Genomic DNA, 26,287 nt, shown 5'->3' with positions numbered 1-26,287 from the left:
CTTACTCCGTCACCCGGCGCCAGAAGCCGGACGAGAAACGTGGATCGATGAATCGGCTGAAGTCCTGCCAGCGCGGGTACGCCTGCTGGAACGAGGCGGCGGTCATCCGCGCATCCTTGGCCGGGTACTGGGCACCGCCGGCGGCATCGACGATCCGGTCCAGGCGCCGCAGCAGGGCCCAGAGCGTCTCGCCGGTGTTGGGGAAATCCAGGGCCAGGGTGGTACCCGGGCGCGGGAAGGACAACATGCCAGGGGACGGCCGCGTGCCGAACTGCTTGAGCACCGCCAGGAACGAACCCTGGCCACTGCGGGCGATTTCCTGCAACAGGGCGGGAACGCCGTCTGCTGCCGCGTGCGGTGGCAGCACGCACTGGTACTGCACGAAGCCAGCCGGACCATACATCCGGTTCCATCCGCTGATGCCATCGAGCGGATAGAAAAAGGGCAGCAGGTGCGAGGCGTGGCGCCGGCGTTGCGTCGGTTGGCGCCAGTAGTAGAGCGTATTGAACGGGCGCAGGGTCAGCCGGTTGACCAGTGATATCGGTGGCGTCAGCGGCATCTTCCACTGCCGGCGGGGCATGGCCGGGCGTTCGTCGGCCGGCTGCATGGCATGGTTGGCACGCGTGAAATGCCCGCGGCCAAGGCCGCGGCCACGCGCCAGGCAGTCGATCCAGGCCACGCTGTACTCGTGGCTTTCGCTGCTGTCCTGTGACAGTGCGAAGAAGTCGGCCAGGCTGGAGAATCGGATGTTCTCCACCTCCAGGCTGCTGCCCGGCACGCGGCGCAGCTGCAGCTCGGCATGGGTGACCAGTCCGGTCAGGCCGAGCCCACCGACGGTGGCTTCGAACCAGCCGTCGCCATCGCCAGGACGGCACACGCGGCGTTCGCCGTTGCTGCGCAGCAGCTCGAAGGACAGCACGTGGTGACCGAAGCTGCCGGCCAGGTGGTGATTCTTGCCATGCACATCATTGCCGATCGCACCGCCCACGGTGATATGGCGCGTGCCCGGGGTGACCGGCAGGAACCAGCCCTGCGGCAGCACCTGTGCGATGATCTCGCCCAGGGTGACGCCGGCTTCGCAGTGCAGTCGCCCGCTGGCCGGATCGAAGGCGATGAAGCGGTCCAGGCCGCGACAGTCGAGCAGGGTGGCACCCGGATTCTGGCAGCTGTCGCCATAGCTGCGTCCATTGCCATGCGGCAGCGCGGTGCCCTCGAAGGCCGGCAGCGCGGCGAGCCGATCGTGCACCCTGACCAGCGACTGTGGCGCGCGCGGATACCGCCCCCAGGAATACGCGCCGGCCCGCATCAGATCGCCACCAGGGCAAACCCGGCGCACAGCGCGGCCACGACCTGGCTGGCCCGGTCCGTGGCAGCGAACACGATCGGGTCATCGTGCATGTTGCCGCGATGCGCGATCACCCAGGCGCGGCTGACCCAGTACAGCAGGATCGGGCAGATGAACCACAGCAGCTTTGGGTTGCGGTACAGCTCCACGCTGTCGGGGCTGTTGATGTACAGCGCCATCACCAGCACAGCGCAGTAGCCGGCGGCAGCGCCCAGCGACTGCAGCAGCGGCAGGTCTTCCACGCCGTAGCCACGGCCGTTGGCGCGGGTCTTGCCACGGGCCAGCACCGCGTGGAGTTCGGTATAGCGCTTGAGCAGAGCCAGTGAGAGGAAAATGAACATGCTGAAGGCCAGCAGCCAGAACGACAGTTCTGCCCCGATGGCCACCGTGCCGCCGATGATGCGCAGGGTGTAGAGGCTTGCCAGCAGCACCACATCGAGCATGACGATGCGCTTCAGGCGTAGCGAGTAGGCCAGGGTCAGCGCGTAGTAGCCCAGCAGCACGGCGGCAAATGCCGGGCTGCAGGCCAGTGCCACGGCCAGCCCGCACAGCGTCAGCAGCGGGCCCGCAACCAGGCCGTGCAGCAGCGGCAAGCGGCCGGCGGCAAAGGGGCGATGGCGCTTGCGCGGATGGCGGCGATCCGCATCGAGGTCGAGCAGGTCGTTGAGTACATAGACACCGGAGGCGCACAGGCTGAAGGCAGTGAAGGCCAGCAGCGCATTGGCCACCGCCGGTGCTTCCAGGAAGCGGTGGGCGGTCAACAGCGGAACGAACACCAGCAGGTTCTTCAGCCACTGGTGCGGACGCAGCGCCTTCAACCACGCCTGCGGCCTGGACGGCGCAGGCCAATGCCCCAGTACCTGCGTGCGTTGCGCTGCGGCGCCCGCCAGTGCGCTGCCGTTGTTGACCACCCAGGCGCCTGCGGCGCGCGCCCAGACTGCCAGGTCGACCGTGCCATTGCCGGCGTAGTCGAAACCGCGCTCGCCGAACGCATCCACCAGGGCCTGGGCCTTTTGGGGGCCGGACAGGTTGCGCTGACCGTCGCTGGCGATGACCTGTTCAAACAGGCCCAGATGTGCGGCGATCGGCGCGACCAGCAGCTGGTCCGAGGCGGTGCACAGCACCCGCGGGCGCTGCGGCGTGTCGCGCAGCAGTTCCAGCACCTTCGGGTTGTACGGCAGGTGGCGTGGATCGACGGTGGCGCGTGCGGCGATCTGCCGCTTCAGTGCGGCCTTGCCCTGCAGCAGCCAGAACGGCAGCAGGAACAGGTACAGCGGATTGCGCGCCAACAGCACCAGCAGCGATTCATACAGGAGGTCCGTGTCCAGCAGCGTGCCATCCAGGTCCACGCACAGGGCGCGTTCGTGGGCTGCAGGAGAGGGGGCAGGAGGCGCTGGGGGCATCGTTCGCGGGCTGACGCGGCGGGATCGTCCATTGTATCCGCGTTGGGGCATGGGCCAGAAAGCGGCATCCCGGCCCCGGGCCGCTGCGTCCGCGCGGTTTGCTGCGCCGCAAACCCGTCGGATGCAGGGCTGCGGCTAGAATGCGCTTATCCATTCGCAGGGTACTACAGCAATGCAGCAATCGACTTCCGGTGGAAAGCGCGGCAAGCGCTTCGCCAGTGCGGCGGAGGCCCTGCAGGGGGTGGTCGCCGATGGCCAGACCCTGGCCGTGGGCGGCTTTGGCCTGTGCGGCATTCCCGAGGCGCTGATCGCTGCGCTGCGCGACAGCGGCGCCAAGGGCCTGACCGTGATCTCGAACAATGCCGGCGTCGATGGCTTCGGCCTGGGCCAGCTGCTGGAAACGCGGCAGATCAAGAAGATGATTTCGTCCTACGTGGGCGAGAACAAGGAATTCGAACGGCAGTTCCTGGCCGGTGAGCTGGAACTGGAGTTCAACCCGCAGGGCACCCTGGCCGAGCGCCTGCGTGCCGGTGGCGCGGGTATTCCGGCGTTCTTCACCGCCACCGGCTACGGCACGGTGGTGGCCGAGGGCAAGGAAACCCGCGAGTTCAACGGAAAGCACTACGTGATGGAGACCGCGCTGCGCGCCGACGTGGCGCTGGTAAAAGCCTGGAAGGCCGACGAGGCTGGCAATCTGGTGTTCCGCAAGACCGCGCGCAACTTCAACCCGGCCTGCGCGATGGCCGGCAAGGTCTGCATCGTGGAAGTGGAAGAGGTGGTGCCGGTCGGTGCCATCGACCCGGACCAGGTGCACCTGCCGGGCATCTACGTGCACCGCATCGTGCACAACGCGCATCCTGAGAAGCGAATCGAACAGCGCACCATCCGCGCGGAGGGCAACTGACATGGCGTGGACCCGTGACGAGATGGCGGCCCGCGCCGCCCAGGAGCTGACCGATGGCGCCTACGTGAACCTGGGCATCGGCCTGCCGACGCTGGTGGCCAACCACATTCCCGAAGGCGTGGACGTATGGCTGCAGTCGGAGAATGGCCTGCTCGGCATCGGCCCGTTCCCGACCGACGCTGAAGTTGACGCCGACCTGATCAATGCCGGCAAGCAGACCGTCACCGCACGTGCCGGTGCCAGCTACTTCGGCAGCCACGACAGTTTCGCAATGATCCGCGGTGGCCACGTCAACCTGGCCATCCTCGGTGCCATGCAGGTGACCGACAAGGGCGACCTGGCCAACTGGATGGTGCCCGGCAAGATGGTCAAGGGCATGGGCGGCGCTATGGACCTGGTGGCCGGCGTGCAGCGTGTGGTGGTGCTGATGGAGCACACCGCGAAGAGTGGCGAGCACAAGATCCTCGCCGAATGTACGCTGCCGTTGACTGGCGTGGGCGTGGTCGACCGCATCATTACCGACCTGGCTGTGTTCGACGTGACTGACAACGGCCTGCTGCTGGTGGAAGCTGCGCCGGGTGTCAGCGATGAAGATCTGAAGGAAAAGACCGGCGTCGCGTTCCAGCGCGGCTGAAACCTTGCACGGCACCTGTCGCGAGGACCGGTGCCGTACGAGCAACGGACGAACATGGACCTGCATCTGAACGACGCCACCGTGCATTGGCACCGACGCTGGTTAGAGCACGCTGCGGCCGACGCGCTGCAGCGCGATCTGCGTGCGGTGGTGCCGTGGGAGGTGCACCGCATCCGCATCTTTGGGCGGCAAGTGGATTCGCCACGGTTGAGCTGCTGGATGGGCGATGCTGATGCGCGCTACCGGTATTCCGGTACTGATTTCGTCCCTGCCCCATGGCATCCGGCGCTGCTCCGCCTGCGTGACTGCTTGGAGGCATTCTGTCGGGCGCGGTTCAACAGCGTGCTGCTCAACCGCTATCGCGATGGCGAGGATGGCATGGGCTGGCATCGGGACAGTGAACCCGAACTGGGGCCGGCGCCGTTGATTGCTTCATTGAGTGTGGGTGCCGAACGCCGCTTCCTGCTGCGTCGCCGCGACGATCACGCGCGCAAGGCCGAGGTTCTGCTGGGGCATGGCGATCTGCTGGTGATGGGCGGGGGGACCCAGAGCCATTACCAGCATGCGCTGCCCAAGACCCACCGGCCGGTGGGCGAACGCATCAATCTGACTTTCCGCTGGATTCATCCCGGATGAATTAGGTGCAATCAGAGCTCAGCTGCGAAGCAGATCGATGCCGGCCGACAGCAGGCCGCGCCCGAAGTGAGCATAGTTGCCGACGAGCAGCTCCCTCAGAACTGCAGGAACGCGTCGCAGGCGCGGTGCTGGCAAGCGTGCGCGCACAGCGAGATGGCGCTGCTTGCGCTCCACCCAGGCCAGCAGTGATGCCGGTAGGCCTCGTTCGCGTCCGCGCGCTAGAAACTGCACACACTGTGCCTGTTCGGAGTCCAGTTGAAGTCGACGCCGCACGGGGCGAGGAATTGGATCGTTTCCGCCTAAACCCAGTTGATTTCCGCTGTGCAGCCGATAGCTGATCAGCGTATCGGCCAGGCTATCGATATCTCCGCGCGCGGCCGCCCAGGCGGCAATCCAAGCGTCGTGTACCCATTCCGAATCTGGCAGCGGAAGCGCATCGGCAAGAACCTCACGGCGCAATGCCATCGTGGCTCCCGTCATCATCTTGAGCTTGAGCGTCACGCGGAAGCCGTCGCCCGCGCGCATTCTCGAACGCTCTGCTTTCCTGTGGCGCAATGCAGCAAACAGCTTTTTCGAAAGTGATTCGCCTGCCTCATCGATCAACTGGGCGTCGCAGTTCAGAGCCAGCAGCCTTGGGCGAGCATCGAACTCTGCGCAGAACCGCGCGAGTTTGTTGGCATGCCAAACATCATCCTGGTCGCACAGGAAGATGATCTCGCCGGTGCAGGCGCGCAACGCGCCATCGAAGTTCCGTCGATAGCCGACGTTCTGTGGGTTCACCTGCAGGTCCACTGCGATGCCCGCGGCTTCGGCACGTGGTACGAAGGCCTGCAACAGCGCTAGCGTGCCGTCGGACGAGAGATCGTCGCGGATCACGATCTGGTTGGGGCGGCGCGTCTGTGCCAGCAGGCTGTCGAGCTGCTCCTGCAGGAAGCGCTCGCCGTTATACGTGCAGACGGCGATGGAAACGGATGCGGGCATCAGCGATGGGAAGGGGCCGTGGATTGTGATTATCGCATGCACCCGCTGGCGCCCCGCCAGACTTGGCACGGCGCCACAAGGACCTCGCATGGGCTCGGGGAGTGGATCCCTTTCCCGCTGGGAAGGGCCCCGGCTTCGGCGCGATCAGCGTGCAACGGTCGGCTGGTCAGCCTGCCCGCTCTGCAGCGTCCAGCCCACCATGTCCTGTGCCAGCTGCTGCAGGCCACGCTCGAACGCGGCGGTCACCGCCGGTACGTCGGTGCTGCCGACCGGCTGTGCCTGGCGGAAGGTGCGGTCAGCCACCACGCGCTGGTCGGCCACGTGGATCAGCTTGGCATTGACCTCGATCACCACCGTCGGCGTGGCCTGGCCCTGGTAATCCGATTCGAAGCGGCGCACGTCGGTGGACAGCTTGTAGTCGGCGCGGATGCCGGCGGTGCTGCGGGCCACGCCGCGGATGCGGCCGGAATCCTCGAAGCCACGCAGCAGGGTGTCCTCGATCATGTCGGTGGCCGGCTGCGCCCAGCTGGCACCCTTGTAGATCTCAAGCTGCGACGGTGTCGGCCGTACATTGATGCGCGGGCTGTCGACCATGCGCGCGGCGCTGGGCTTGGCCAGTACCAGCTGCCAGCTGGCCTGCGGCCACGCCGGGTCCGCCTTGACCTGCACGGACGGCGAGTACAGCGTTACCGCGGTTTTTTCGCTGCTGCCGAGGATGGAGCAGCCGCCCAGCAGGGGGACCATCGAAGCGGCCAGCAGCAGGCGCGGAAGGGTGGTCGGGCTCATTTGGGTTCGAACTCCTTCGGTGCGTCGCGGCCCAGCAGGTAGCGCGCGGGGTTGTTCTCGAGGCGGTCGCTGACCCGGCGCAGGTCGCGGATCAGGCCGCGCAGCTCGGTCAGCGTCGGGCCCAGCTGGCCGAGGCCATCGTTGGCGAAGCTGTTGATCGCGGCGCGGTTCTCGCCAAGGATCGAATCGGCGTTGCCGGCGGCCGAATCGAGTTTGGCCAGGGTGCCGTCGAGCTTGTCGATGATGCCCGGCAGCTGCTGCACCAGATTCTTGTCCAGGCGCTCGATGGTGCCGTTGGTGGTCTTCAGCGTGGTGTCCAGGCTGCGGGCGGCATCGCGTGCGCTGAGCAGCAGCGCCTGCGTGCCCTGGTCACGATCGGCCAGGCCACCGCTGATCGTTTCCAGATTGGCCAGTGTCGCGTTGATCGAGGCCACGTTACGGTCGCTGAGGATCTGGTCCATGCGCTCGACGATGCGGTTGGCGACGTCGGTGATGTTCTGCAGCGCCGAGGGCGTGGTCGGGATGATCGGTGCCGGATCCTTGTTGACCGTGGTCAGCGCCGGCGACTGCGGCGTGCCGCCGCTGAGCTGGATGATCGACGGGCCGGTCAGGCTGGTGATCGCCAGCTTGGCGCGGGTATCGGTCTTGACCGGGGTGTTGGAGTTCAGGCGGATGCGCGCGACCACCTGGCGCGGGTCGTCCGGCACCAGGTTCAGTTCGGTGATCGAACCGACCGCGATGCCGTTGTACTGCACCGGGCTGCCCACCGACAGGCCGGTCACCGCTTCGCGGAACACCACGCGGTACTCCTGCCACGTGCGGTCGGAGGAGTACTTGGCGGCCCACAGACCGAAGGCCAGCAGGGCCAGGCCGGTGATCAGGGTGAACGCGCCGATCAGCACGTAGTTGGCTTTGGTTTCCATGGCTCAGGCACTCTCGATCTGTTCGCCACGCGCGGCGCGCGCGCGCGGTCCGTGGAAGTATTCCTGGATCCACGGATGATCCAGTTTCTCGATGTCAGGCAAGGGGGCGTTGGCCACCACCTTGCGGTCGGCGATCACCGCTACCCGGTCGCAGATCGCGTACAGCGTGTCCAGGTCGTGGGTAATCAGGAACACGGTCAGCCCCAGCGCTTCCTGCAGGGTCTTGATCAGGCGGTCGAACGCTGCCGCGCCGATCGGGTCGAGCCCGGCGGTGGGTTCGTCCAGGAACAGCAGCGGCGGATCCAGCGCCAGTGCCCGGGCCAGGCCGGCGCGCTTGCGCATGCCGCCTGATAGCTGCGAGGGCAGCTTGTTGATCGCGTCGGCGGGCAGGCCGGCCAGTTTCACTTTCAGCAGTGCCAGTTCGTAGTGCCAGCGTTCGGGCAGTTCGCGATGGTGTTCCTTCAGCGGCACCTGCACGTTCTCACCCACGGTCAGCGAGGAGAACAAGGCGCCGTCCTGGAACAACACGCCGGTGTTGCGCTCGATGTGCAGGCGGCTCTCGGCATCGTCGGCACGCGCGTCGCGGCCGAGTACTTCGATCTGCCCGGCATCGGGCACGCGCAGGCCGAGGATCGAGCGCATCAGCACCGATTTGCCGGTACCGGAGCCGCCGACCACGCCCAGGATTTCGCCGCGGCGCACGTCCAGGTCCAGGTCTTCGTGCACGGTCTGGCTGCCGAAGCGGTTGACCAGTCCACGCACGCGGATGGCCAGTTCGTGGCCCTGGTCGTCGCGCATGTCGATGGGTTCGGGGAGGGCGGATGTGCTCATGTCACCAGTCCATGTGCATGAACCACAACGCCGCGAAGGCGTCGATGATGATCACCAGCGAGATCGTCTGCACTACGCTGGAGGTGGTGCGCTCGCCGACCGACTGCGCTGTGCCTTCGACCTTCAGTCCTTCCAGGCAGCCGATCAGGCCGATCACCAGCGCGAACACGGGTGCCTTCGACAGGCCGACCAGCATGTGCCGCACTTCCATCGTCTCGTGCATGCGCGCGATGTACATCTGTGGCGGGATGTCGAGGTCGAACGCGCCGACGGTGATGCCGCCGGCCAGGCCGGCGACCATCGCGATGAAGGTCAGCAGGGGCAGGGTGACCAGCAATGCCAGCAGGCGTGGCAGCACCAGCAGGTCGACCGGGTCCAGGCCCAGGGTGCGCATCGCGTCGATTTCCTCGCGGGCCTTCATCGCACCGATCTGCGCGGTGAACGCACTGGCGGTGCGGCCGGCCAGCACGATCGCGGTCAGCAGTACCGCGAACTCGCGCAGGAAGGCGATGTTGACCAGCTCGACCACGTAGATCTCGGCGCCGAAGTCGCGCAGGATGGTCGAGCCGAGGAACGCGATCACCGCGCCGACCAGGTAGGACAGCAGCGCCACCAGCGGTACCGCGTCCAGCCCGACCTGCTCCATCTGGTGCACGGTGGCGGTCAGCCGGAAGCGGCGGGGTTCCTTGACCAGCCGGGCCGCCTTGACCAGGTTCTCGCCGAGGAAGCTGCACAGCGCCTTGATGTTGTGGCCGGTGGTGTGGACGCTGACGCCCAGTCGTTCCAGCGCGGCCAGCACGCCGAAATCGCGCTTGGGCTTGGGCCGGTCGTCGGCCACTTCCTCGATGGTGCACACCAGCGCCTGGTGGTCCGCGCGGAACTGCAGTGCGTCTTCGTGCAGATCGGCACGATGGGCCACGCGCAGCACCTGCAGCACGCCGGCCGAATCCAGCTGTTCGATGCCGGTGGCATCGATGCCGGTCAGTTTGTCGGGAACGCCGTGCAGGACCTCGGCCGCGGCCAGCGCGGTCTTCAAGGTCCAGGTGCCGGACAGGCGGATCAGGCCCGGGTCGTGGGCATCCTGTTCGAGCTGGGGGGCGTGGTTCGGGGTCACTTGGGCCATTCGGATCGCAGCATAACCGTTCTGTATCGGGCTTCGCGTCGAACTCGGATGAATTTCTCCGGTGGGGCCCAGCGTAGGTAATACTACGGCGCATGTCCGCAGACGCTCACACGATCCCCACGCCCCAGGCCACCTACGCACAGCGCGTGGCCTTTGTTTCCGAGATCGCCGGACGCCTGCACAGCTATGGCACCACGGCCCAGCGCCTGGAAACGGCGGTGGTGGCACTGGCCCGCCAGCTCGATCTGGATTGTGAACCGTGGTCGAATCCCACCGGAATCATCCTCAGCTTCAGCGATCCGGCGCAGGCGATCGGCTCCAGCGACATCACCCGCGTGATCCGCCTGGCGCCCGGTGAGAACGACCTGCACAAGCTCAGCGTCGCCGACCATATCGCCGAAGAAGTGTCCAACGGGCGGATGAGCATCGCCCAGGGCCACACTGCACTGCGCCAGCTGGACAAGGATCCGGGCCGGCGCGGCAAGCTGCGCACCATCCTGTCGTTCAGCCTCGGCGCGGCCGGCGTGGCCGGGATGTGGAAGCTGCCGTGGCTGGACATTGCCACGGCCGGTGTCATCGGCCTGATGATCGGCCTGCTCGGCATGGTCACCGATCGTCGCCCGGCCACCCGCGAAGCGGCCGAGGCGCTGGCGGCGCTGCTGGCCGGCATGGTCGCCACCCTGGTGGCGTCCTTCATTGGCGCGCTCAACCTCAACACGGTGATCATCGCCTCGCTGGTGGTGCTGCTGCCCGGCATGTCGCTGACCAATGCGGTCAATGAGCTGGCCAGCCAGCACTGGGTGTCGGGCACCGCGCGCTTTGCCGGCGCGCTGACCACCATCATGAAGCTCAGCGTCGGCGCGATGATCGCGGTGACCCTGGCCGACGTGCTCGGGCTGGATCCGGTGATCCGCGCCACGCGGCCGCAGGGGCCATGGGTGGAGTGGGGCTCGCTGCTGACCGCGGCGTTCGCCTTCGCGATGCTGTTCAAGGCCAATCGCCGCGATTACCCGTGGGTGATCGCCGCCTCGGTGGCCGGTTATGCGATCTCCAAGTTCGGCGGCCACGCCTGGGGCGCGCCGGCCGGCATCTTCCTGTCGGCGATGCTGCTGACCGCCGGCGGCAACCTGTTCGGTCGCCTGGTCGGGCGTCCGGGCGCGATCATCCGCCTCCCGGGCATCATCATGATGGTGCCCGGCAGTACCAGCCTGCGCGGCGTGCTGACCCTGGTCCAGCAGCAGGACGTGGGCGCCGGCCAGAGCGTGTTCCTCACCGTACTGAACGTGGTGATGGCGCTGGTGGCGGGCCTGCTGTTCGGCAACCTGCTGATGCCGGCCCGCAAAACCCTGTAATCGCCCTCTGGGCTGCTTCCTGTGGGTGTGGACCGTTGGTCCACACACCTTTCCTTTCCGGGGAATGAAAAAACGCCGGCTTTCGCCGGCGTTTTTCAGTGCATCCCGATCCGGCCTCAGGCCTTCTTGATCAGGAAATCTTCCGGCTTCTTGTTGCCCTTGGCGGTCAGTTCAGCCATCCAGCGCGGCTGCTTGCCACGGCCGGTCCAGGTTTCCTTGGGGTTGGCCGGGTTGCGGTACTTCGGGGCAACCTTGCCCAGCTTGCGGCCAGCGGTCTTCGACGGTGCCTTGGCGACCTTGGCCACCTTGCGCGCGCGCGGGGCCGGGGCGTCGCCGAACAGTTCCTCGATGGTGTAACCCTCGGTCTTGGCCAGCTTGGTCAGCTGGGCGCGAACCTTGGTGATCGGCCGGCGCTTGGCGACGATGGTCTGCTGCTTCTTCGCGGTGCGGATCAGGGCGCCCAGCTCGCGCGCCGACAGGCCGGTCAGGTCAATGCTCATTTACGGTTACTCCGGAAACTAATAAGTGGACGGGACAAGCCAGTCCATGGCGTCGGCGGACAGAATAGAGATGAATTAATCCAAGCACAAATGCAGGCAGGACATGCCGTGGCGGCATGCCGACGCTGTCGCGGTGATTTTGACCGGATTATGTCCGCTGCAATATCGGCCCGCGCTGGCGCAGGCAAAAAAAGACCGGGGCAGGCCCCGGTCTTTCCACGTCAGCCCTGCAGTCGCTGCAGCAGGGTCGCCTTGTCCAGGCTCTCCGCGTCGCTGGCGCGGCGCGAGCGGTACTCGTAGGTGCCGGCGGCCAGGCCGCGTTCGCTGACCACCACGCGGTGCGGAATGCCGATCAGTTCCATGTCGGCGAACATCGCGCCCGGGCGCAGGCCGCGGTCGTCGAGTGCAGCGTCCAGGCCCGCGTCGCGCAGCTCCTGCAGCAGGTTGGCAGCGGCGTCGGCCACGGCGGCATCGCCCTTCGGGTTGATCACGCACACCACCACCTGCCACGGCGCCATCGCGTCCGGCCAGATGATGCCGGCATCGTCATGGTTCTGTTCGATCGCGGCAGCCACCACGCGCGAGATACCGATGCCGTAGCAGCCCATCGCCATCACCGCCGCCTTGCCGTTCTCGTCCAGCACGGTGGCATCCAGCGCTTCGGCGTACTTGCGGCCGAGCTGGAACACGTGGCCGACTTCGATGCCACGGGCGATCTTCAGTTCACCGCCGTCCACGGCACGGTCGCCGGCACGCACGTTGCGGATGTCGGCCACTTCCGGTTCCGGCAGGTCGCGGCCCCAGTTGACGCCGGCCAGGTGGAAACCGGCTTCGTTGGCGCCGACGACGAAGTCGGCCATCGCCGCTACTTCGCGATCGGCCACCACGCGGATGGCCTTGGCCGGGGCGACCGGGCCGAGGAAGCCCGGCACGCTGCCCAGGTGCTCGGCGATTTCTGCCTCGCTGGCGAAGCGCTGCTCGTCCAGGCCGGCGACCTTGGCCAGCTTGATCTCGTTGACCTCGTGGTCGCCACGCACCAGCGCCAGCACGAACTGCTGTGCCTTGCCTTCGCCGGCGATCAGCGCCACCGACTTCACCGTGCGCTGCAGGTCGATGCCGAGCAGGGCCGCGACGTCCTCGCAGGTCTTCTGGGTGGGGGTATCCACCTTGCGCATTGCTTCGGTGGCGGCCGCACGCGGTGCCGGATCGGCAGCGATCGCCGCTTCCATGTTGGCTGCGTAGTCCGAGCCGGTGGAGAACACCAGCGCGTCCTCGCCGGAATCGGCGATGACGTGGAATTCCTGCGACGCATCGCCGCCGATCGCACCGGAATCCGCCTGCACCATGCGGAAATCCAGGCCGAGGCGGGTGAAGATGCGGCTGTAGGCCGACTTCATGTTCTCGTATTCGCGCACCAGGCACTCATCGTGCAGGTGGAACGAATAGGCGTCCTTCATCAGGAACTCGCGCGAACGCATCACGCCGAAGCGCGGGCGGATCTCGTCGCGGAACTTGGTCTGCACCTGGTAGAAGTTCACCGGCAGCTGCTTGTAGCTGGACAGCTCGCTGCGCGCGAAGTCGCAGGCGGCTTCTTCGGCGGTCGGGCTGTAGCAGAACACCTGGTCCTTGCGATCCTTGATCTTCAGCAGCTGCGGGCCGAATTTCTGCCAGCGGCCGGTCTGCTCCCACAGTTCCTTCGGCTGGATGGTCGGGATCTGGAATTCCACGGCACCGGCCCGGTCCATTTCCTCGCGCACGATGCGTTCGACCTTGCGCAGCACGCGCAGGCCCAGCGGCGACCAGGTGTACAGGCCCGATGCCAGCTTGCGGATCATGCCCGCGCGCAGCATCAGCCGATGGCTCGTCAGCTCGGCGTCGCTGGGGGTTTCCTTGGTGGTGTGCAGGTGGAACTGGGAGAGGCGCATCGTCGGCTTCGGATAACGGCAGAGACCTCTATTCTGCCAGCCCGGCCGGGGGGAGGGGTATCGGCAGGGCTGCGCCCTGCACCCGCCTCAAGCAACGTCAGCTGCAACGGCAACAGCAAGAACGGGTTTCCTGGGAGATGGCGGGGTGGGTCCGGTTGCGGGGGCGCCGTGAATACGTCCATGTAGGCTCGGTCGCCGCATCCATGCGGCTCACGCCCCCGCAACCGGACCCACCCCGCCTTTGACAGACCCCGCGATCTGTTGGACATGCCGGTGGGGGTCAGATCCGTTTTCCGGAGGAAAACGGATCTGACCCCGGATTCAATTCGAGATCTGACAGATTTCATCCACGCATGGCGTGGATCTACTGACCGTCACTAGTGGTCTGTCAGGGGCGGGGCGGTGTGGGGTGGCAGGACCGTTGGCGCCATGGATGGCGCCATCGAGCCCCCATGGGTGAGGGCGCTTTGCTTGCGAAGCACTGCTTCGCAAGCGCCCAAACGCACAGCCGCCAGCGGCTGGGCCGGACCGCGGAGCGGGGTTCACGGCGTGTCCTGCCAGCCCACACCGCCCCGCCAAACCAGCAGGAAACCAGAGCCGCTTTTGACGTTGCCATTGCCGTTGCTTGCAGCTTCTGCAGGTGCAGGGCGCAGCCCTGCCGAGCCCTTAACCCGCCGGTGGGCAGTAAGCCTTGATGGCCGCCTCCGCCAATCCCTTCTGCGCGGTGTGCTGCTCCGGGGTCAACGGGGTATCGGGCTTGCCATCGCCATCGGTGTCCTGCATCACCTGGCCGCCACCGTCCAGCAGGGCCAGGTTGGCCCGGGCCGTGCTGCACTGCTCGGGGACCGGCGCGGCCGGGATCTCGGTGCTGGCCGCGGCCTGCGGGGTGCGGGCCTGCTCGCGGGTCTCGTACTTCTTGCCCGCCGGTGGGGTCTCCGAGTATTGGGTCACGCCCTGGGCGTCCTTCCATTTGTAGACGGGACCGGCCACGGCGTTGGCACTGGCCAACAGCAGCAGGCATCCAAGGCAGGACAGGGCACGCATGGCAAACTCCACGGAATGGGCGTAGAACGCCGATTGCAGCATTGGCGCCGAGCACTGGCAAGTCGATTAAACTGGATTCCATGGACCCGATCACACCGCCGCCGCGCTCGCGCACGATTTACCTGCTGCCCAACCTGTTCACCACCGCCGGCCTGTTCGCCGGCTTCTACGCGATCATCGCCGCGGCCAACGGGGATTTCGTCAACGCCAGCATCGCCGTGTTCGTGGCGGCGGTGATGGATGGCCTGGACGGGCGCGTGGCGCGCCTGACCGGCACCAGCAGTGAATTCGGCGTGCAGTACGACTCGCTGGCCGACCTGGTCAGCTTCGGCATGGCCCCGGCGCTGGTGATGTACCACTGGTCGCTGTCGTGGCTGAAGTTCGACGATCCGCTGCTCGGCCGCGTCGGCTGGGCCGTGGCCTTCCTGTATGCGGCCTGCGCGGCACTGCGCCTGGCCCGCTTCAATACCCAGGTGGCAGTGGTCGACAAGCGCTGGTTCGTCGGCCTGGCCAGCCCGGCCGCAGCGGGCCTGATGATGTCCTTCGTCTGGGCGTTCGCTGATGGCAACCTGGGCTGGGACGGCAACCAGCTGCGCTACGTGGCGCTGGCGGTTACGATCATCGCTGCGCTGCTGATGGTCAGCCGCATCCGCTTCTGGAGCTTCAAGGGCGGCGCTGCCAAGGGCACCCGTTCGGACCGCGTGCCGTTCCTGGTGCTGGCACTGGTGCCGGTGGCCATCGCCATTGCGGTCATCGACCTGCCGCGCGTGCTGTTCGCAGTCGGCATCCTGTACGCCTTGTCCGGCCCGGTGATGTGGGCCGTGCAGCGCCTGCGCAAGAAGCCCGAGGCCGCGTGAGCGAGGACCTGCCCGTGCTGTGGTCACCGGCCCAGCAGGCCTGGCTGCAGGCCATGGGCTACACCGTCTATCACGACGGCCAGCTGGCTGCCGAGCTGGATGCCGCGCTGCAGTTGAGCGTGGCCGAAGCCGAGGCCAGCGTCGCCGCGCCGGAAGCGGTGCGTGCCGCCGTGCCGTCGCGCGAACAGCATGCCGGGCCGGCGCCCGCAGCCCGCCAGGAACGCCCGGCACCGCCGCGCCGCGAAACGCCGGTCAGCGCCCCGGACACCGTGCCGGCGGCTGAGCGCCCGATGCCCAGCGGCAACGCACGCCAGCCGGTGGTCCGCCTGCCGGATCGCCTGCAGATCGCGCTGCTGCGTGCGTCCGGCTGCAACCCGAATGACCCGGCTACGCAGCGGTTGATGGACAGCTGGCCGCTGGAGCAGCTGCGCCACGACCCGGCCGCCAAGCGTGCGCTGTGGCCGCAGCTGCGTGCCCTGCGCAAGCGAGGCACGCCATGAGTGCGGTCGCCCGTCCCGGCCCGGTCAGCCTGCGCGCGCTGCGCGAGAGCGACCTCAATGCGGTGATGGCGATCGAACTGCGGGGCTACCCTTTCCCCTGGACCCGCGGCATCTTCATCGACTGCCTGCGCGCCGGCTATCCCGGCCTGGCGATGGAGCGCGATGGCCTGCTGATCGGCTATGGCGTGCTCAGCATCGCCGCCGATGAAGCGCACGTGCTGAACATCTGCATCGATCCGCTGGCACAGTCGCGCGGGCTGGGTCGCCAGCTGCTGCGCGCGCTGGTGCAGCTGGCCGCCGACCGCGGCGCACAGCGCGTATTCCTGGAAGTGCGTCCGTCCAACGCGCCGGCGCTGGCGCTGTACCACAGCGAAGGATTCAACGAGATCGGCCGCCGCCCGCGCTACTACCCGGCGGCACAGGGCCGCGAGGATGCGGTGGTGATGGCGATCGAACTGGTCGACGGCGACCTGCAGGCAATGCCGCCGCTGTAACGCAGACTGGTTGCCGGCCAGCGGCCGGCACTACCGACGGGTCTCCGCTGTGATCGACACATCGCCTGCCGCGGTAGGTGCCAACCTTGGTTGGCACGCTTTCCTCACGCCATCCGCAGGGCAAGCACGCCGCCCACGATGAGCCAGGCTGCCAGCCAGCGCGCGCGCGGTATGCGTTCGCGCAGCAGGAACACCGAGATCAGCAGCGCGAACAGGATCGAGGATTCGCGCAGCGCCGAGACCATCGCCACCGGCGCCTGGGTCATGGCCCACAGCGCCATCGCATAGGAGGCCGTGGTGCCGACGCCACCGGCCAGGCCCAGTGGCCAATGCTGCCGCGCATAGTCCAGCACCGCGCCGCCGCGCGTGTACAACGCCCACAGCGGCAGCGGAATGCCCGACAGCAGGAACAGCCACAGCGTGTAGCTGAGCGCGCTGCCTGACTGCCGCGCGCCCTGTGCATCGACCAGGGTGTAGGTGGCGATCATCGCCGCGGTCAGCAGCGGCAGGCGCAGCTGGCCGCCGCGCGCCCCCAGTGCCATGCACAGGATGCCGGTGCTCACCAGCACCACGCCCAGCCACGCTGCGGCGGGCAATGGCTCACCGAGCAGGGTGCCCGCCAGCGCGACCAGGATCGGCGCGCTGCCACGCATCAGCGGGTAGGCCAGGCTCATGTCGACCTGCTGGTAACAGCGTGCGACCAGCCCGTAATAGGTCACCTGCAACAGCACCGATGCGCCCAGCCAGGGCCAGCTGTGCGCGGCCGGGAAGGGCAGGAAAGGCAGGGCAGCGGCCGACAGAAGCGCGGCACTGCCGGTCACCAGTACGGTGCCGAGGAACTTGTCCGGCCCGCGCTTGACGATCGCATTCCAGCTGGCATGCAGCGCCGCGGCAGCGAGAACAAGCAGGAAGATGGAAAGCGGCATCCGTCGATGATGCCATGCGGGGCAAATGGAAACGCCGGGCATCGCCCGGCGTTTCCGATTCCGCTTCGGTGGGTGCCAACCTCTCCCGGCGCGGTAGGTGCCAACCTTGGTTGGCACACACCCGAGCGCGGCGTTACAGCTTCGCGCGCTGCTCGCGCAGGCCGGCCAGCTGCGTGTTCCAGTCGACCAGGCGCACGCGCTCCTGCTCGACCACCGCCGGTGGCACCTTGTCGGTGAACTTGGCCAGCTTGGCTTCGCTCTTTTCCTGCTCGCCTTCCACGCGCTTGATCTCCTTGTCCAGGCGCGCGCGCTCGGCATCGAGATCGACCAGGCCTTCCAGCGGCACCAGCAGCTTCAGCTCGCCCACGATCGCGGCGGCCGCCGGCGGTGCGCTTTCGCCCTCGGCCAGCCACTGGATGCTGTCCAGCTTCAGCAGGAACGACAGCGAGGCGCTGAAGCGTCCGATGCGCACGCGGTCCTGCTCCAGCCCGGCCTGCAGGCGCAGCGGCACCTGCTTGGACGGGGCGACGTTCAGTTCGCTGCGCACGCGACGCACCGCACTGATCACCGCCTTCAGCCATTCCACGTCGGCCTCGGCCTGGGCGAAATCGCCTTCGAACTCGGCGGCGGTCGGGTACGGGCGCAGCGACAGCGTGGTTTCGGCCAGGCCCAGGCGCGGGGCCAGCTGCTGCCACAGCTGTTCGGTGATGAACGGGGTGAGCGGGTGCAGCAGGCGCAGCAGCGCTTCCAGCACGTACAGCAGGGTGTGGCGGGTGCTTTCGGCGTCGGCGGCGTCGGCACCGTTCAGTGCCGGCTTGCTCAGCTCCAGGAACCAGTCGCAGAACTCGTTCCAGGCGAACTCGTACAGGCACTGCGCCAGCAGGTCGAAGCGGTAGTTGGCGTAGTGGCCCTGCGCCTCGGTGGACACCGCGGCCAGGCGCGCGAGGATCCAGCGTTCGGCATCGGTGCGCGGGGTCGGCACGCCGGTGAACGCAGCACCCTCGGTGTTCATCAGGGCGAAGCGGCTGGCGTTCCACAGCTTGTTGCAGAAGTTCTTGTAGCCCTCGGCGCGGTTCATGTCGAACTTGATGTCGCGGCCGTGGGTCGCCAGCGCGGCGATGGTGAAGCGCAGCGCATCGGCACCGTGGGCGGCAATGCCGTCCGGGAATTCCCTGCGGGTGGCCTTCTCGATCTTCTCCACCATCTTCGGCTGCATCAGGCCGCCGGTGCGCTTGGCGACCAGGTCGTCGATGGTGATGCCGTCGATGATGTCCAGCGGGTCGAGCACGTTGCCCTTGCTCTTGGACATCTTCTGGCCCTGGCCGTCGCGGATCAGGCCGGTGAAGTAGACGTCCTTGAACGGGATCTTCCCGACCAGGTTGTCGGTGGCCATGATCATGCGCGCCACCCAGAAGAAGATGATGTCGAAGCCGGTGATCAGCACCGACGACGGCAGGTAACGGTCGAAGCCGCGCTCGGCCATGGCCTGCTCGTTCGGCCAGCCCAGGGTGGAGAACGGCCACAGCTGCGAGGAGAACCAGGTCTCCAGCACGTCGCTTTCCTGGTTCAGCACCACGTCGCTGCCCAGGTTGTTCTTTGCCCGCACTTCCTCTTCGCTGCGACCGACGTAGCAGCTGCCGGTGGCGGCATCGAACCATGCCGGAATGCGATGGCCCCACCACAGCTGGCGGCTGATGCACCAGTCCTGGATGTTGTTCATCCAGTGGCGGTAGGTGTTGATCCAGTTCGGCGGCACGAAGGAAATGCTTCCGTCCTCGACCAGTTCCAGGCCACGCTTGGCCAGGTCGTCCATTTTCACGAACCACTGGTCGGTCAGGTACGGCTCGATCACCTGGCCGGTACGGTCGCCGCGCGGCACCTGCAGCTTGTGCGCCTTGGTCTCGACCAGGATGCCCAGGTCTTCCAGCTCGGCCAGCACGGCCTTGCGCGCGGCATAGCGGTCCAGGCCCTGGAAGCGTTCCGGCGCGTTTTCATTCAGCGCCGCCACCGGGGTGAACAGGTTGATCATCGGCAGGCTGTGGCGCACGCCGACTTCGTAGTCGTTGAAATCATGCGCCGGGGTGACCTTGACCACGCCGGTGCCGAACGCACGGTCCACGTAGTCATCGGCGATCACCGGCACGCGGCGGCCGGTCAGCGGCAGCACCACGCTCTTGCCGATCAGGTGCGCATAACGTGCGTCTTCCGGGTGCACCATCACCGCGGTATCGCCCAGCAGGGTTTCCGGGCGGGTGGTGGCAACGACCAGGTAGTCGCGGGTTTCGCGCAGGGTTTCCACGCCGTCGGCATCGCGCTCGACGTGCTCGTAGCTCAGGCCCTCATCCAGCGTGTAGGCGATCGACCACAGGAAGCCGTCTTCCTCGGCGCTCTCCACTTCCAGGTCCGAGATCGCGGTCTTCAGGACCGGGTCCCAGTTGACCAGGCGCTGGCCGCGGTAGATCAGGCCCTGCTCGTACCAGCGCACGAAGGCTTCGTTGACCGCCGCCGACGGCTGCGGATCCATGGTGAAAGTGCTGCGCGACCAGTCGGCGGAGGTGCCGAGGCGGCGCATCTGGCGTTCGATGGTGTCACCGGACTGCTGTTTCCACTCCCAGACCTTGCCGATGAAGCCTTCGCGGCCCAGCGAATCGCGGGTCTCGCCCTTGCCTTCCAGCGCCAGGTTGCGGCTGACCACCATTTCGGTGGCGATGCCGGCATGGTCGGTACCGACCTGCCACAGCGTGTCGTAGCCGCGCATGCGGTGGTAGCGCACCAGCGCGTCCATCAGGGTCTGCTGGAAGGCGTGGCCCATGTGCAGGGTGCCGGTCACGTTCGGCGGCGGCAGCAGGATGGTGTACGGCTCGCCCGTGCCGGACGGCTTGAAGTGGCCGGCCTTCTCCCAGGCCTCGTAGAGGTCGGTCTCGAAGGACTTCGGGTCGTAGCTGGAGGCGAGTTGGGTCATGCGGGGGAACCGGTAATCAAGGCGGAAGGGAGATCAGCGCGACCCGAGGGCGCGCCGGATCTTCTGGTCGGTGTGGTACTGGCTGACCGCGTAGGCGGCCCAGATGGCGGCGGGCAGCCAGCCGATCAGGGTGATCTGCAGGATCAGGCAGACGATGCCGGCCAGCGGTCGGCCGATGGTGAAGAAGGACAGCCAGGGAAGGATCAGGGCGATCAGCAGGCGCATCAAGGGGTCCTCGCTGGGCTTACATGTCGTGCTTGTTCAGGTCGTACCCGGCGGCCTTGTACTGGCGCCAGCGCTCGCGCAGCGGTTCGCGTGCTTCCGGATCGGCTGGAACCACTTCCAGCACGCGCTCGCACTGGCCCAGCCAGGGCTCGTCACGCAGGTTGATCACCAGCGGACGCGCCGGTGCCTCGGTGCCGGGCACGGCGATCAGCACCAGGGCCTCTTCCTCGTCCATGTCTTCCCCGGCGATCTGGTGCGGGATGTAGGCATCGTTGTCGAACGCCCACAGCAGCTCGTCCAGTTCCTCGGCCTGGGCCTGGTCACGGGCCAGCACCAGGGTGAACAGCCCGGCGTCGTTGGCCTTGCGCGCCAGTTCGCAGACCAGGCGCAACGGCTCGGTCAGGAAGCGGGGCTTGGCGATCAGGTAGAAGTCGGCGCGGGGCATGGCAGGGTCCGGGTCAGGCAGGGGCCCGGCAGTGCCGGGCGAGGCCCTGGCCGGCAGAGGCCGGCCAGGGTCGGGTACGGCATCAGGCGCGGGCGACCTGGTCCAGCAGCCACTGGCTCAGCAGGCCGACCGGACGGCCAGTGGCCATGCCACGCTTGCCTTCATCGCTGGCGACGCCGGCAATGTCCAGGTGGGCCCAGCGCTGGCCTTCGGCGAAGCGCGACAGGAAGCAGCCGGCGGTGATCGCGCCGGCCCAGCGGCCGCCGATGTTGTAGACGTCGGCGAAGGTCGAATCCAGCATCGGCTGGTATTCGTCCCACAGCGGCAGGCGCCAGGCGCGGTCGAACACGTGTTCGCCGGCGGCCAGCAGCTCGTTGGCCAGGTCGTCGTGCTTGCTCATCAGGCCGGCGGTCTGGTGGCCGAGGGCGACCATGCAGGCACCGGTCAGGGTGGCGACGTCGACCAGCGCGGCCGGCTCGAAGCGCTGCGCGTAGGTCAGCGCGTCGCACAGGATCAGGCGGCCTTCGGCGTCGGTGTTGCCGACTTCGATGGTCTTGCCCGACATCGAGGTGATCACGTCGGACGGACGGTAGGCGTTGCCGTCGATGGCGTTCTCCACCGCCGGCACCACCACCACCAGGTTCAGCGGCAGCTTGGCCGTGACCGCGGCGACGAAGGTGCCGATGACGTTGGCGCCACCGCACATGTCGTACTTCATCTCCTCGATGCCGCCCTGGGTCTTCAGGTTGACGCCACCGGTATCGAAGGTGATGCCCTTGCCGACCAGCACATACGGCTTGGCGTCGCCGCCATTGTTCCACTTCAGCACGACCAGGCGCGGGCGGTTGGCCGAACCGCGGGCCACGGCCAGCAGCGAGCCCATGCCCAGCGCTTCCATCTGGTGCTCGTCGAGGATCTCGGCTTCGGCACCATCGTGCTCGCCGGCGAACTTCACGCCGACCTCGGCCAGATGGGCCGGGGTGCAGTAGTTCGGCGGCAGGTTGCCCAGTTCGCGGGCGAACTCGACACCGGCGGCGATGGCCTGGCCCTGGGCCAGCGCCTGGGCGTCGTCACCGGCAACGGCCAGCTGGGCCAGGCCGGCATCGTCGGCCTTCTTCTTGCCCAGGGTGGCGGTGTAGCGGTAGGCAGCGTGATCGGCGGCGATCACCGCCTGGCGGATCGCCCAGGCCGCGTCGCGGTCCTTGATGGCCACTTCGGACAGGGTGAACAGCGCGCTGCGGGTGGCACCGGCCTTCAGCGCGCGCACGGCGTCGCCGACGGCCTTCAGGTACTGCGGCACGCCGAAGCGGGCAGCTTCGCCGAGGCCGACCACCAGCACGCGCGGGGCGGTCACGCCCGGCAGGTCGTGCAGCAGGGTGGTGGCGCCGGTCTTGCCGGACAGGTCGCCGCGCTGGGCCAGGGCGGCCAGGCGGCCACCACTGGCGGCGTCCAGGGCCTGCGCGGCCGGGGTCAGGGTATGGTCGGCATACGCGCCGACCACCAGGCAATCAACGGTGGCGGCGGCCGGAGCAACGTGGTTCAGGGTGAATTCGAGGGCCATTGAGCAGATTCCATTGGCGAGTCCGTACAATCGCAGGCCGTTTACGCCCAGACAGTAGACTGGGCGGCACCGCGAACGAACCCCAGAGTTTAAACCACCGCCCCATGCTGAAGCTCGACCGATACCTGCTGGGCGATTTCGTCCAGAGTTTCCTGGCTACCCTGATCGTCCTGCTGGTGGTCAGCGTGGGCGGCGTGCTGGTGGACATCCTCGGCAACATCGCCGACGGGCGCCTGCCGGCCAAGCTGCTGTTCTCGCAGCTGGGCCTGCAGTTCATCGCCTACCTGCCGCTGATCCTGCCGCTGGCGCTGATGCTGGGCCTGCTGCTGGCCGTGGCCCGGCTGTACCGCGACTCGGAGATGGCGGTCATCACCGCCATCGGCGTGGGGCCCAAGCGGCTGCTGCGGCCACTGCTGATGCTGGTGGTGCCGGTGGTGCTGCTGGTCGGCGCCTGCTCGCTGTGGCTGGGCCCGTGGGCCGGCCGGGTGGCCGAGCAGATGATCATCGAGGCCAACCGCAGCGTGCTGATGGCCGGCCTGGAGCCGGGCCGGTTCACGCCGCTGCCCAACGGTGGCGTGGTCTACCTGTCCTCGATCTCGCCCGACGGCACCGAGCTGGGCAAGGTGTTCCTGCAGCGGCAGAAGGACGACCGCCTGGAAGTGGTGTCGGCCAACAGCGGCCGCATGTACTTCGAGGGCACCCGCCAGCGCTTCCTGGAACTGGACGACGGCCACCAGGTGGAAGGCCCGGTGGCCGGCGCGCTGGATTACCGCCTGGCCACCTTTGCCCGCAACGACGTGGCCCTGCCCGATGGCGCACAGACCCGCACCGAGGACGACCCGGAACTGATGCCGACCCTGAAGCTGATCGGCGATGAGCGCCCGCAGGCGCAGGCGCAGCTGCACCGCCGCCTGGCACCGCCGCTGATCGCGCTGGCCTTTGCCCTGCTGACCGTGCCGCTGGGCCGCAGCTCGCCGCGCCAGCAGCGCTACGGCCGCATGATGCTGGCCCTGATGGCCTACATGGTGGGCACCAACCTCATGTTCATCGGCAGTGGCTGGATCGCCAACGGCAAGATTCCCCCTGCGCTGGGCCTGTGGTGGCTGACCCTGCCGCTGCTGGCGCTGTCGATCTGGATGTATGCACGTGATGGCCGCCTGGGCCGCCCGAAGGGAGCCCGCGCATGAGGCTGCGCCCGATGCGTTTCGACCTGTACCTGGGCCAGTCGGTGTTCACCACGGTGCTGCTGACCTGGGCGGTGCTGGTCGGCCTGGACGTGGTGATGGCCTTCTCCGGCGAGTTCAAGGACATCGGCAAGAACGGCTACACCCTGGGCCATGCCGCCGCGTGGGTGCTGTACACGGTGCCGCGCCGCGCCTACACGATGTTTCCGACGGCCGCGGTGATCGGCGCACTGATGGGCCTGGGCCAGCTGGCCGCGACCTCGGAGCTGACCGCACTGCGTGCGCTGGGCCTGTCGCGCAAGCGCCTGAGCGTGTCGGTGGCGATCGCGCTGTCGCTGCTGACCGCAGTGATGGTGCTCAGCGCCGAGACGCTCGGCCCGTGGGGCCAGGACCGTGCCGACGCATTGAAGGCCAGTGCCAAGTGGGGACGGGACATCTCCACCACCCGCTACTCCGGCCTATGGGCACGCGAAGGCGACACCTTCCTCAACGCCCAGAGCGGCGAGGAACAGCTGGTGGGCGACAAGGGCACGCGGCTGATCCTGCGGGACGTGCGCCTGTACCGGATCGCCGAAGACGGCAACATCGCCTCGTTGACCCATGCCGCCACCGCCGAGCACGACAAGGACGGCTGGGTGCTGACCGGGGTACGCCGCGACACCTTCGGCGAGCGCTCGGCGACCCGCCAGGAAGTGGCGCGCGAGCCATGGAGCTCGAAGCTGGATGCGGCGGCGCTGGCCACCGGCATCGCCAAGCCGCGAAACCTCAGCGTGGCCGAACTGAGCACCAGCATTGCCTACCGCCAGCGCAACGGGCTGGATGCGCGCGATTTCGAGGATGTGTACTGGAGCCGCTGGTTCTACCCGGTGAACGTGCTAGCGCTGTGCCTGGCGGCGGTGCCGTTCGCGTTCGGGTCGCTGCGCAGCGGCGGCATGGGCAAGCGCCTGTTCCTGGGCATCCTGTTCGCCCTGGGCTTCTGGCTGCTGCAGCTGTTCTTCGGCCGCATGGCCGGTGCGCTGAAGTTCGACTACCGCATCGCCTATGCGTTGCCTCCGATCGTGATGCTGGCGGTGTCCGGCCTGCTGTTCCGGCGCAAATCGGGCTGATTCTGGTTGTTGTAGAGCAGCCGAGCACGGGCTCGGCTCTACGGACAGCGCCTTACCGCTTCGGCAGGCGCACCACGCGGGTGCTGCTGGCGCGGTCATGCCAGGTCAGGCGGTCGCGGTCGACCCAGGCCCACCAGAATCCCAGCCCGCCCAGCAGCAGTGACAGCGTGCCCACTGCGTAGCGCAGCCACAGCTGGCCGCGCCGCAGCGGTGTGCCATCGCTCGATTGCAGTTTCAGCCGCCACGGGCGCATGCCCAGCGTCTGTCCGCCACGGCGCCAGCTGGCCGTGGCGTACCACCCCGTGATTCCCCAGCACACCGCCCACAGCAGCCACTGCCAGGCACTGAACGGTGCGATGTTCTCGCGCTGCGCGTGGCCGCTGAAGGTGTAGGCGAGGGTGAACAGCGTGCCGGCCAGCATCCACAGCGCCAGCACCGGCAGTGCGTCGTAGACCATCGCCAGCACGCGCCAGGCCAACAAGGCACGTGGGCGGGGCATTTCGGTAGCGGCCGCAGGGGCCGTGTCGGTGGCAGGGCGGGACATGCGCCGAGCATACGCAAAGCTGGCCGTGCCCGCAGTGGCCCTCGTATCCTGCACGCATGGCCCTTGTTTCCACCCCCGCCGAACGCCGCCAGCTGGTCCAGCAACTGCCCGAGCTTCGCGCCGACGACAGCGTGCGCATCCAGCGCTTCCTCGATGCGATCTGGGCCGAGAACGGCCTGGCCCGCGCCACCCTCGACAGCTACCGGCGTGACCTGGAAGGGCTGGCGCGCTGGATGGATGGGCGCGACGGCGGCCTGGCCGGCATCGAACGGCCCGGGCTGTTCGACTACCTGGCCTGGCGCACCCGGCATGGCTGGTCGCCGCGCAGCAATGCGCGACTGCTGTCGGCGCTGCGGGCGTTCTTCGCCGATGGCGTGCGCCGTGGCGAACGCAGCGAAGACCCTAGTGCGCTGCTCGACCCGCCGAAGCTGCCACGGCTGTTGCCCAAGGCGCTGGCCGAAAGCCAGATCGATGCGCTGCTGGCGGCACCGGACATCGACAGCCCGCTGGGCCTGCGCGATCGCGCCATGCTGGAACTGATGTATGCCGCCGGCCTGCGCGTGAGCGAGCTGGTGCTGTTGCCGGCGACTGCAGTCAACCTGCGCCAGGGCGTGTTGCGGGTCACCGGCAAGGGCAGCAAGGAACGGCTGGTGCCGCTGGGCGAGGAATCGCAGCACTGGCTGGAGCGTTACCTGCAGCAGTCGCGCCCGCTGCTGGTCGGCAAGGGCAAGGTGCACGCCCTGGCCGATGGGCAGACCCCGTTGTTCATCGAGCCGACGCTGCATGCGCTGACCCGCCAGTCTTTCTGGCATCTGGTCAAACGTCACGCACAGGTGGCCGGCATCGACCCGGCGCGGATCAGCCCGCATGGCCTGCGCCACAGCTTCGCCACCCATCTGCTCAACCGCGGTGCCGACCTGCGCGCGCTGCAGATGCTGCTCGGCCACAGCTCGTTGTCGACCACCCAGATCTACACCCTGGTGGCGCGCGAGCATCTGCAGAAGCTGCACGCCCGCCACCATCCGCGCGGCTGAGCACCGGGCTGAATCGCTGCCCGGGGCCGTGCCGGGCGTCGCGGCCCGGTTCCGGTGGCTGT

At 67.7% G+C, this 26,287-nt stretch carries 26 protein-coding genes; 10 read left to right on the top strand and 16 right to left on the bottom strand.

Features of this window, described 5'->3' with window-relative positions; genetic code table 11:
• Window position 1 precedes the first annotated feature (1 nt).
• Together BKE09_RS08350 and BKE09_RS08345 are read right to left on the bottom strand one after the other, a co-directional pair.
• Window positions 2–1,306 carry an FAD-binding oxidoreductase gene (locus tag BKE09_RS08350; RefSeq protein WP_075675427.1) on the bottom strand — a complete coding sequence of 435 codons (1,305 nt, stop codon included), beginning with the start codon at window positions 1,304–1,306 and terminating at the stop codon, window positions 2–4.
• Window positions 1,306–2,748, bottom strand: coding sequence for a UbiA family prenyltransferase (locus BKE09_RS08345; protein WP_075675426.1), 1,443 nt, complete (start codon window positions 2,746–2,748; stop codon window positions 1,306–1,308). Before BKE09_RS08345 ends, BKE09_RS08350 begins: the two co-directional genes overlap by 1 nt.
• A gap of 172 nt (window positions 2,749–2,920) precedes the next feature.
• Between BKE09_RS08345 and BKE09_RS08340 the strand changes: the two genes are divergently transcribed.
• The 3 genes from BKE09_RS08340 to BKE09_RS08330 are packed head-to-tail and all read left to right on the top strand — an operon-like array spanning window position 2,921 to window position 4,922.
• Window positions 2,921–3,652 carry a CoA transferase subunit A gene (locus BKE09_RS08340; protein ID WP_075675425.1) on the top strand — a complete coding sequence of 244 codons (732 nt, stop codon included), beginning with the start codon at window positions 2,921–2,923 and terminating at the stop codon, window positions 3,650–3,652.
• 1 nt (window position 3,653) lies between these two features.
• The gene (locus BKE09_RS08335) at window positions 3,654–4,286 is read left to right on the top strand and encodes a CoA transferase subunit B (RefSeq protein ID WP_075675424.1); all 633 of its coding nucleotides are present in this window, start codon (window positions 3,654–3,656) and stop codon (window positions 4,284–4,286) included.
• 54 nt (window positions 4,287–4,340) lie between these two features.
• Window positions 4,341–4,922, top strand: coding sequence for an alpha-ketoglutarate-dependent dioxygenase AlkB (locus BKE09_RS08330; RefSeq protein ID WP_075675423.1), 582 nt, complete (start codon window positions 4,341–4,343; stop codon window positions 4,920–4,922).
• Window positions 4,923–4,940: 18 nt separating this feature from the next.
• Here BKE09_RS08330 and BKE09_RS08325 read toward each other — a convergent pair whose 3' ends face one another.
• From BKE09_RS08325 to BKE09_RS08305, 5 genes are all read right to left on the bottom strand, one after another.
• Complete coding sequence (locus BKE09_RS08325) at window positions 4,941–5,903, bottom strand: glycosyltransferase (RefSeq protein WP_075675422.1); 963 nt, start codon at window positions 5,901–5,903, stop codon at window positions 4,941–4,943.
• Between the two features lie 144 nt (window positions 5,904–6,047).
• Window positions 6,048–6,689 (bottom strand): ABC-type transport auxiliary lipoprotein family protein, encoded by a 642-nt coding sequence (locus tag BKE09_RS08320; RefSeq protein WP_075675421.1) that lies wholly within the window; start codon window positions 6,687–6,689, stop codon window positions 6,048–6,050.
• Window positions 6,686–7,612: an MlaD family protein gene (locus BKE09_RS08315; RefSeq protein WP_014035909.1), complete on the bottom strand. Its 927-nt coding sequence runs from the start codon at window positions 7,610–7,612 to the stop codon at window positions 6,686–6,688. Before BKE09_RS08315 ends, BKE09_RS08320 begins: the two co-directional genes overlap by 4 nt.
• A 3-nt stretch (window positions 7,613–7,615) precedes the next feature.
• Window positions 7,616–8,443 (bottom strand): ABC transporter ATP-binding protein, encoded by an 828-nt coding sequence (locus BKE09_RS08310; protein ID WP_075675420.1) that lies wholly within the window; start codon window positions 8,441–8,443, stop codon window positions 7,616–7,618.
• A 1-nt stretch (window position 8,444) separates the two neighbouring features.
• Window positions 8,445–9,566: an ABC transporter permease gene (locus tag BKE09_RS08305; RefSeq protein ID WP_075675419.1), complete on the bottom strand. Its 1,122-nt coding sequence runs from the start codon at window positions 9,564–9,566 to the stop codon at window positions 8,445–8,447.
• A gap of 92 nt (window positions 9,567–9,658) precedes the next feature.
• Here BKE09_RS08305 and BKE09_RS08300 point away from each other — a divergent pair, with 92 nt between their 5' ends.
• Complete coding sequence (locus tag BKE09_RS08300; protein ID WP_014035912.1) at window positions 9,659–10,918, top strand: threonine/serine exporter family protein; 1,260 nt, start codon at window positions 9,659–9,661, stop codon at window positions 10,916–10,918.
• Window positions 10,919–11,034: 116 nt separating this feature from the next.
• On the opposite strand, the gene BKE09_RS08295 is transcribed toward BKE09_RS08300, so the two are convergent.
• From BKE09_RS08295 to BKE09_RS08285, 3 genes are all read right to left on the bottom strand, one after another.
• Window positions 11,035–11,418, bottom strand: a complete 384-nt coding sequence (locus BKE09_RS08295; RefSeq protein ID WP_005415203.1) for an H-NS histone family protein — start codon at window positions 11,416–11,418, stop codon at window positions 11,035–11,037.
• Window positions 11,419–11,639: 221 nt separating this feature from the next.
• Entirely contained in the window at window positions 11,640–13,343 is a 1,704-nt protein-coding gene (locus tag BKE09_RS08290; protein ID WP_075675418.1) for a proline--tRNA ligase, read from the bottom strand.
• A 666-nt stretch (window positions 13,344–14,009) separates the two neighbouring features.
• Window positions 14,010–14,387 (bottom strand): DUF4124 domain-containing protein, encoded by a 378-nt coding sequence (locus BKE09_RS08285; RefSeq protein ID WP_075676642.1) that lies wholly within the window; start codon window positions 14,385–14,387, stop codon window positions 14,010–14,012.
• A gap of 80 nt (window positions 14,388–14,467) precedes the next feature.
• Between BKE09_RS08285 and pssA the strand changes: the two genes are divergently transcribed.
• The 3 genes from pssA to rimI are packed head-to-tail and all read left to right on the top strand — an operon-like array spanning window position 14,468 to window position 16,238.
• Window positions 14,468–15,244 carry a CDP-diacylglycerol--serine O-phosphatidyltransferase gene (gene pssA, locus BKE09_RS08280; protein WP_005415206.1) on the top strand — a complete coding sequence of 259 codons (777 nt, stop codon included), beginning with the start codon at window positions 14,468–14,470 and terminating at the stop codon, window positions 15,242–15,244.
• On the top strand, window positions 15,241–15,744 hold the full coding sequence (locus BKE09_RS08275) for a hypothetical protein (RefSeq protein ID WP_075675417.1): 504 nt from the start codon (window positions 15,241–15,243) through the stop codon (window positions 15,742–15,744). Before pssA ends, BKE09_RS08275 begins: the two co-directional genes overlap by 4 nt.
• Window positions 15,741–16,238 (top strand): ribosomal protein S18-alanine N-acetyltransferase, encoded by a 498-nt coding sequence (rimI, locus tag BKE09_RS08270; protein WP_075675416.1) that lies wholly within the window; start codon window positions 15,741–15,743, stop codon window positions 16,236–16,238. The genes BKE09_RS08275 and rimI overlap by 4 nt, the downstream gene beginning before the upstream one ends.
• A 104-nt stretch (window positions 16,239–16,342) precedes the next feature.
• Here the strand turns inward: rimI and BKE09_RS08265 are convergent, their stop codons facing one another.
• The 5 genes from BKE09_RS08265 to BKE09_RS08245 all read right to left on the bottom strand — a co-directional run bounded on the left by BKE09_RS08265 (window position 16,343) and on the right by BKE09_RS08245 (window position 22,357).
• Window positions 16,343–17,164 carry an EamA family transporter gene (locus tag BKE09_RS08265; protein ID WP_075675415.1) on the bottom strand — a complete coding sequence of 274 codons (822 nt, stop codon included), beginning with the start codon at window positions 17,162–17,164 and terminating at the stop codon, window positions 16,343–16,345.
• 133 nt (window positions 17,165–17,297) lie between these two features.
• Window positions 17,298–20,126, bottom strand: coding sequence for a valine--tRNA ligase (locus BKE09_RS08260; RefSeq protein ID WP_075675414.1), 2,829 nt, complete (start codon window positions 20,124–20,126; stop codon window positions 17,298–17,300).
• Window positions 20,127–20,159: 33 nt separating this feature from the next.
• On the bottom strand, window positions 20,160–20,351 hold the full coding sequence (locus tag BKE09_RS08255; protein ID WP_014035920.1) for a YqaE/Pmp3 family membrane protein: 192 nt from the start codon (window positions 20,349–20,351) through the stop codon (window positions 20,160–20,162).
• A gap of 19 nt (window positions 20,352–20,370) precedes the next feature.
• Entirely contained in the window at window positions 20,371–20,796 is a 426-nt protein-coding gene (locus BKE09_RS08250; RefSeq protein ID WP_005415211.1) for a DNA polymerase III subunit chi, read from the bottom strand.
• Between the two features lie 82 nt (window positions 20,797–20,878).
• Entirely contained in the window at window positions 20,879–22,357 is a 1,479-nt protein-coding gene (locus BKE09_RS08245) for a leucyl aminopeptidase (RefSeq protein WP_075675413.1), read from the bottom strand.
• A 104-nt stretch (window positions 22,358–22,461) separates the two neighbouring features.
• Between BKE09_RS08245 and lptF the strand changes: the two genes are divergently transcribed.
• Window positions 22,462–23,544, top strand: a complete 1,083-nt coding sequence (gene lptF / locus BKE09_RS08240; RefSeq protein WP_014035922.1) for an LPS export ABC transporter permease LptF — start codon at window positions 22,462–22,464, stop codon at window positions 23,542–23,544.
• The gene (lptG, locus tag BKE09_RS08235; RefSeq protein ID WP_075675412.1) at window positions 23,541–24,647 is read left to right on the top strand and encodes an LPS export ABC transporter permease LptG; all 1,107 of its coding nucleotides are present in this window, start codon (window positions 23,541–23,543) and stop codon (window positions 24,645–24,647) included. Before lptF ends, lptG begins: the two co-directional genes overlap by 4 nt.
• A 52-nt stretch (window positions 24,648–24,699) precedes the next feature.
• On the opposite strand, the gene BKE09_RS08230 is transcribed toward lptG, so the two are convergent.
• A complete protein-coding gene (locus BKE09_RS08230) occupies window positions 24,700–25,191 on the bottom strand; it encodes an RDD family protein (protein ID WP_075675411.1) in 492 nt (163 codons plus the stop codon).
• A gap of 56 nt (window positions 25,192–25,247) precedes the next feature.
• Between BKE09_RS08230 and xerD the strand changes: the two genes are divergently transcribed.
• Window positions 25,248–26,225 (top strand): site-specific tyrosine recombinase XerD, encoded by a 978-nt coding sequence (xerD, locus tag BKE09_RS08225; RefSeq protein WP_075675410.1) that lies wholly within the window; start codon window positions 25,248–25,250, stop codon window positions 26,223–26,225.
• Window positions 26,226–26,287 lie beyond the last annotated feature (62 nt).

The organism is Stenotrophomonas sp. TD3 (assembly GCF_001939825.1).
In the GTDB taxonomy this organism is placed as follows: Bacteria; Pseudomonadota; Gammaproteobacteria; order Xanthomonadales; family Xanthomonadaceae; genus Stenotrophomonas.
The sequence above is the reverse complement of the archived record's forward strand: the minus strand, read 5'-3'. Positions and strand labels throughout refer to the sequence as shown.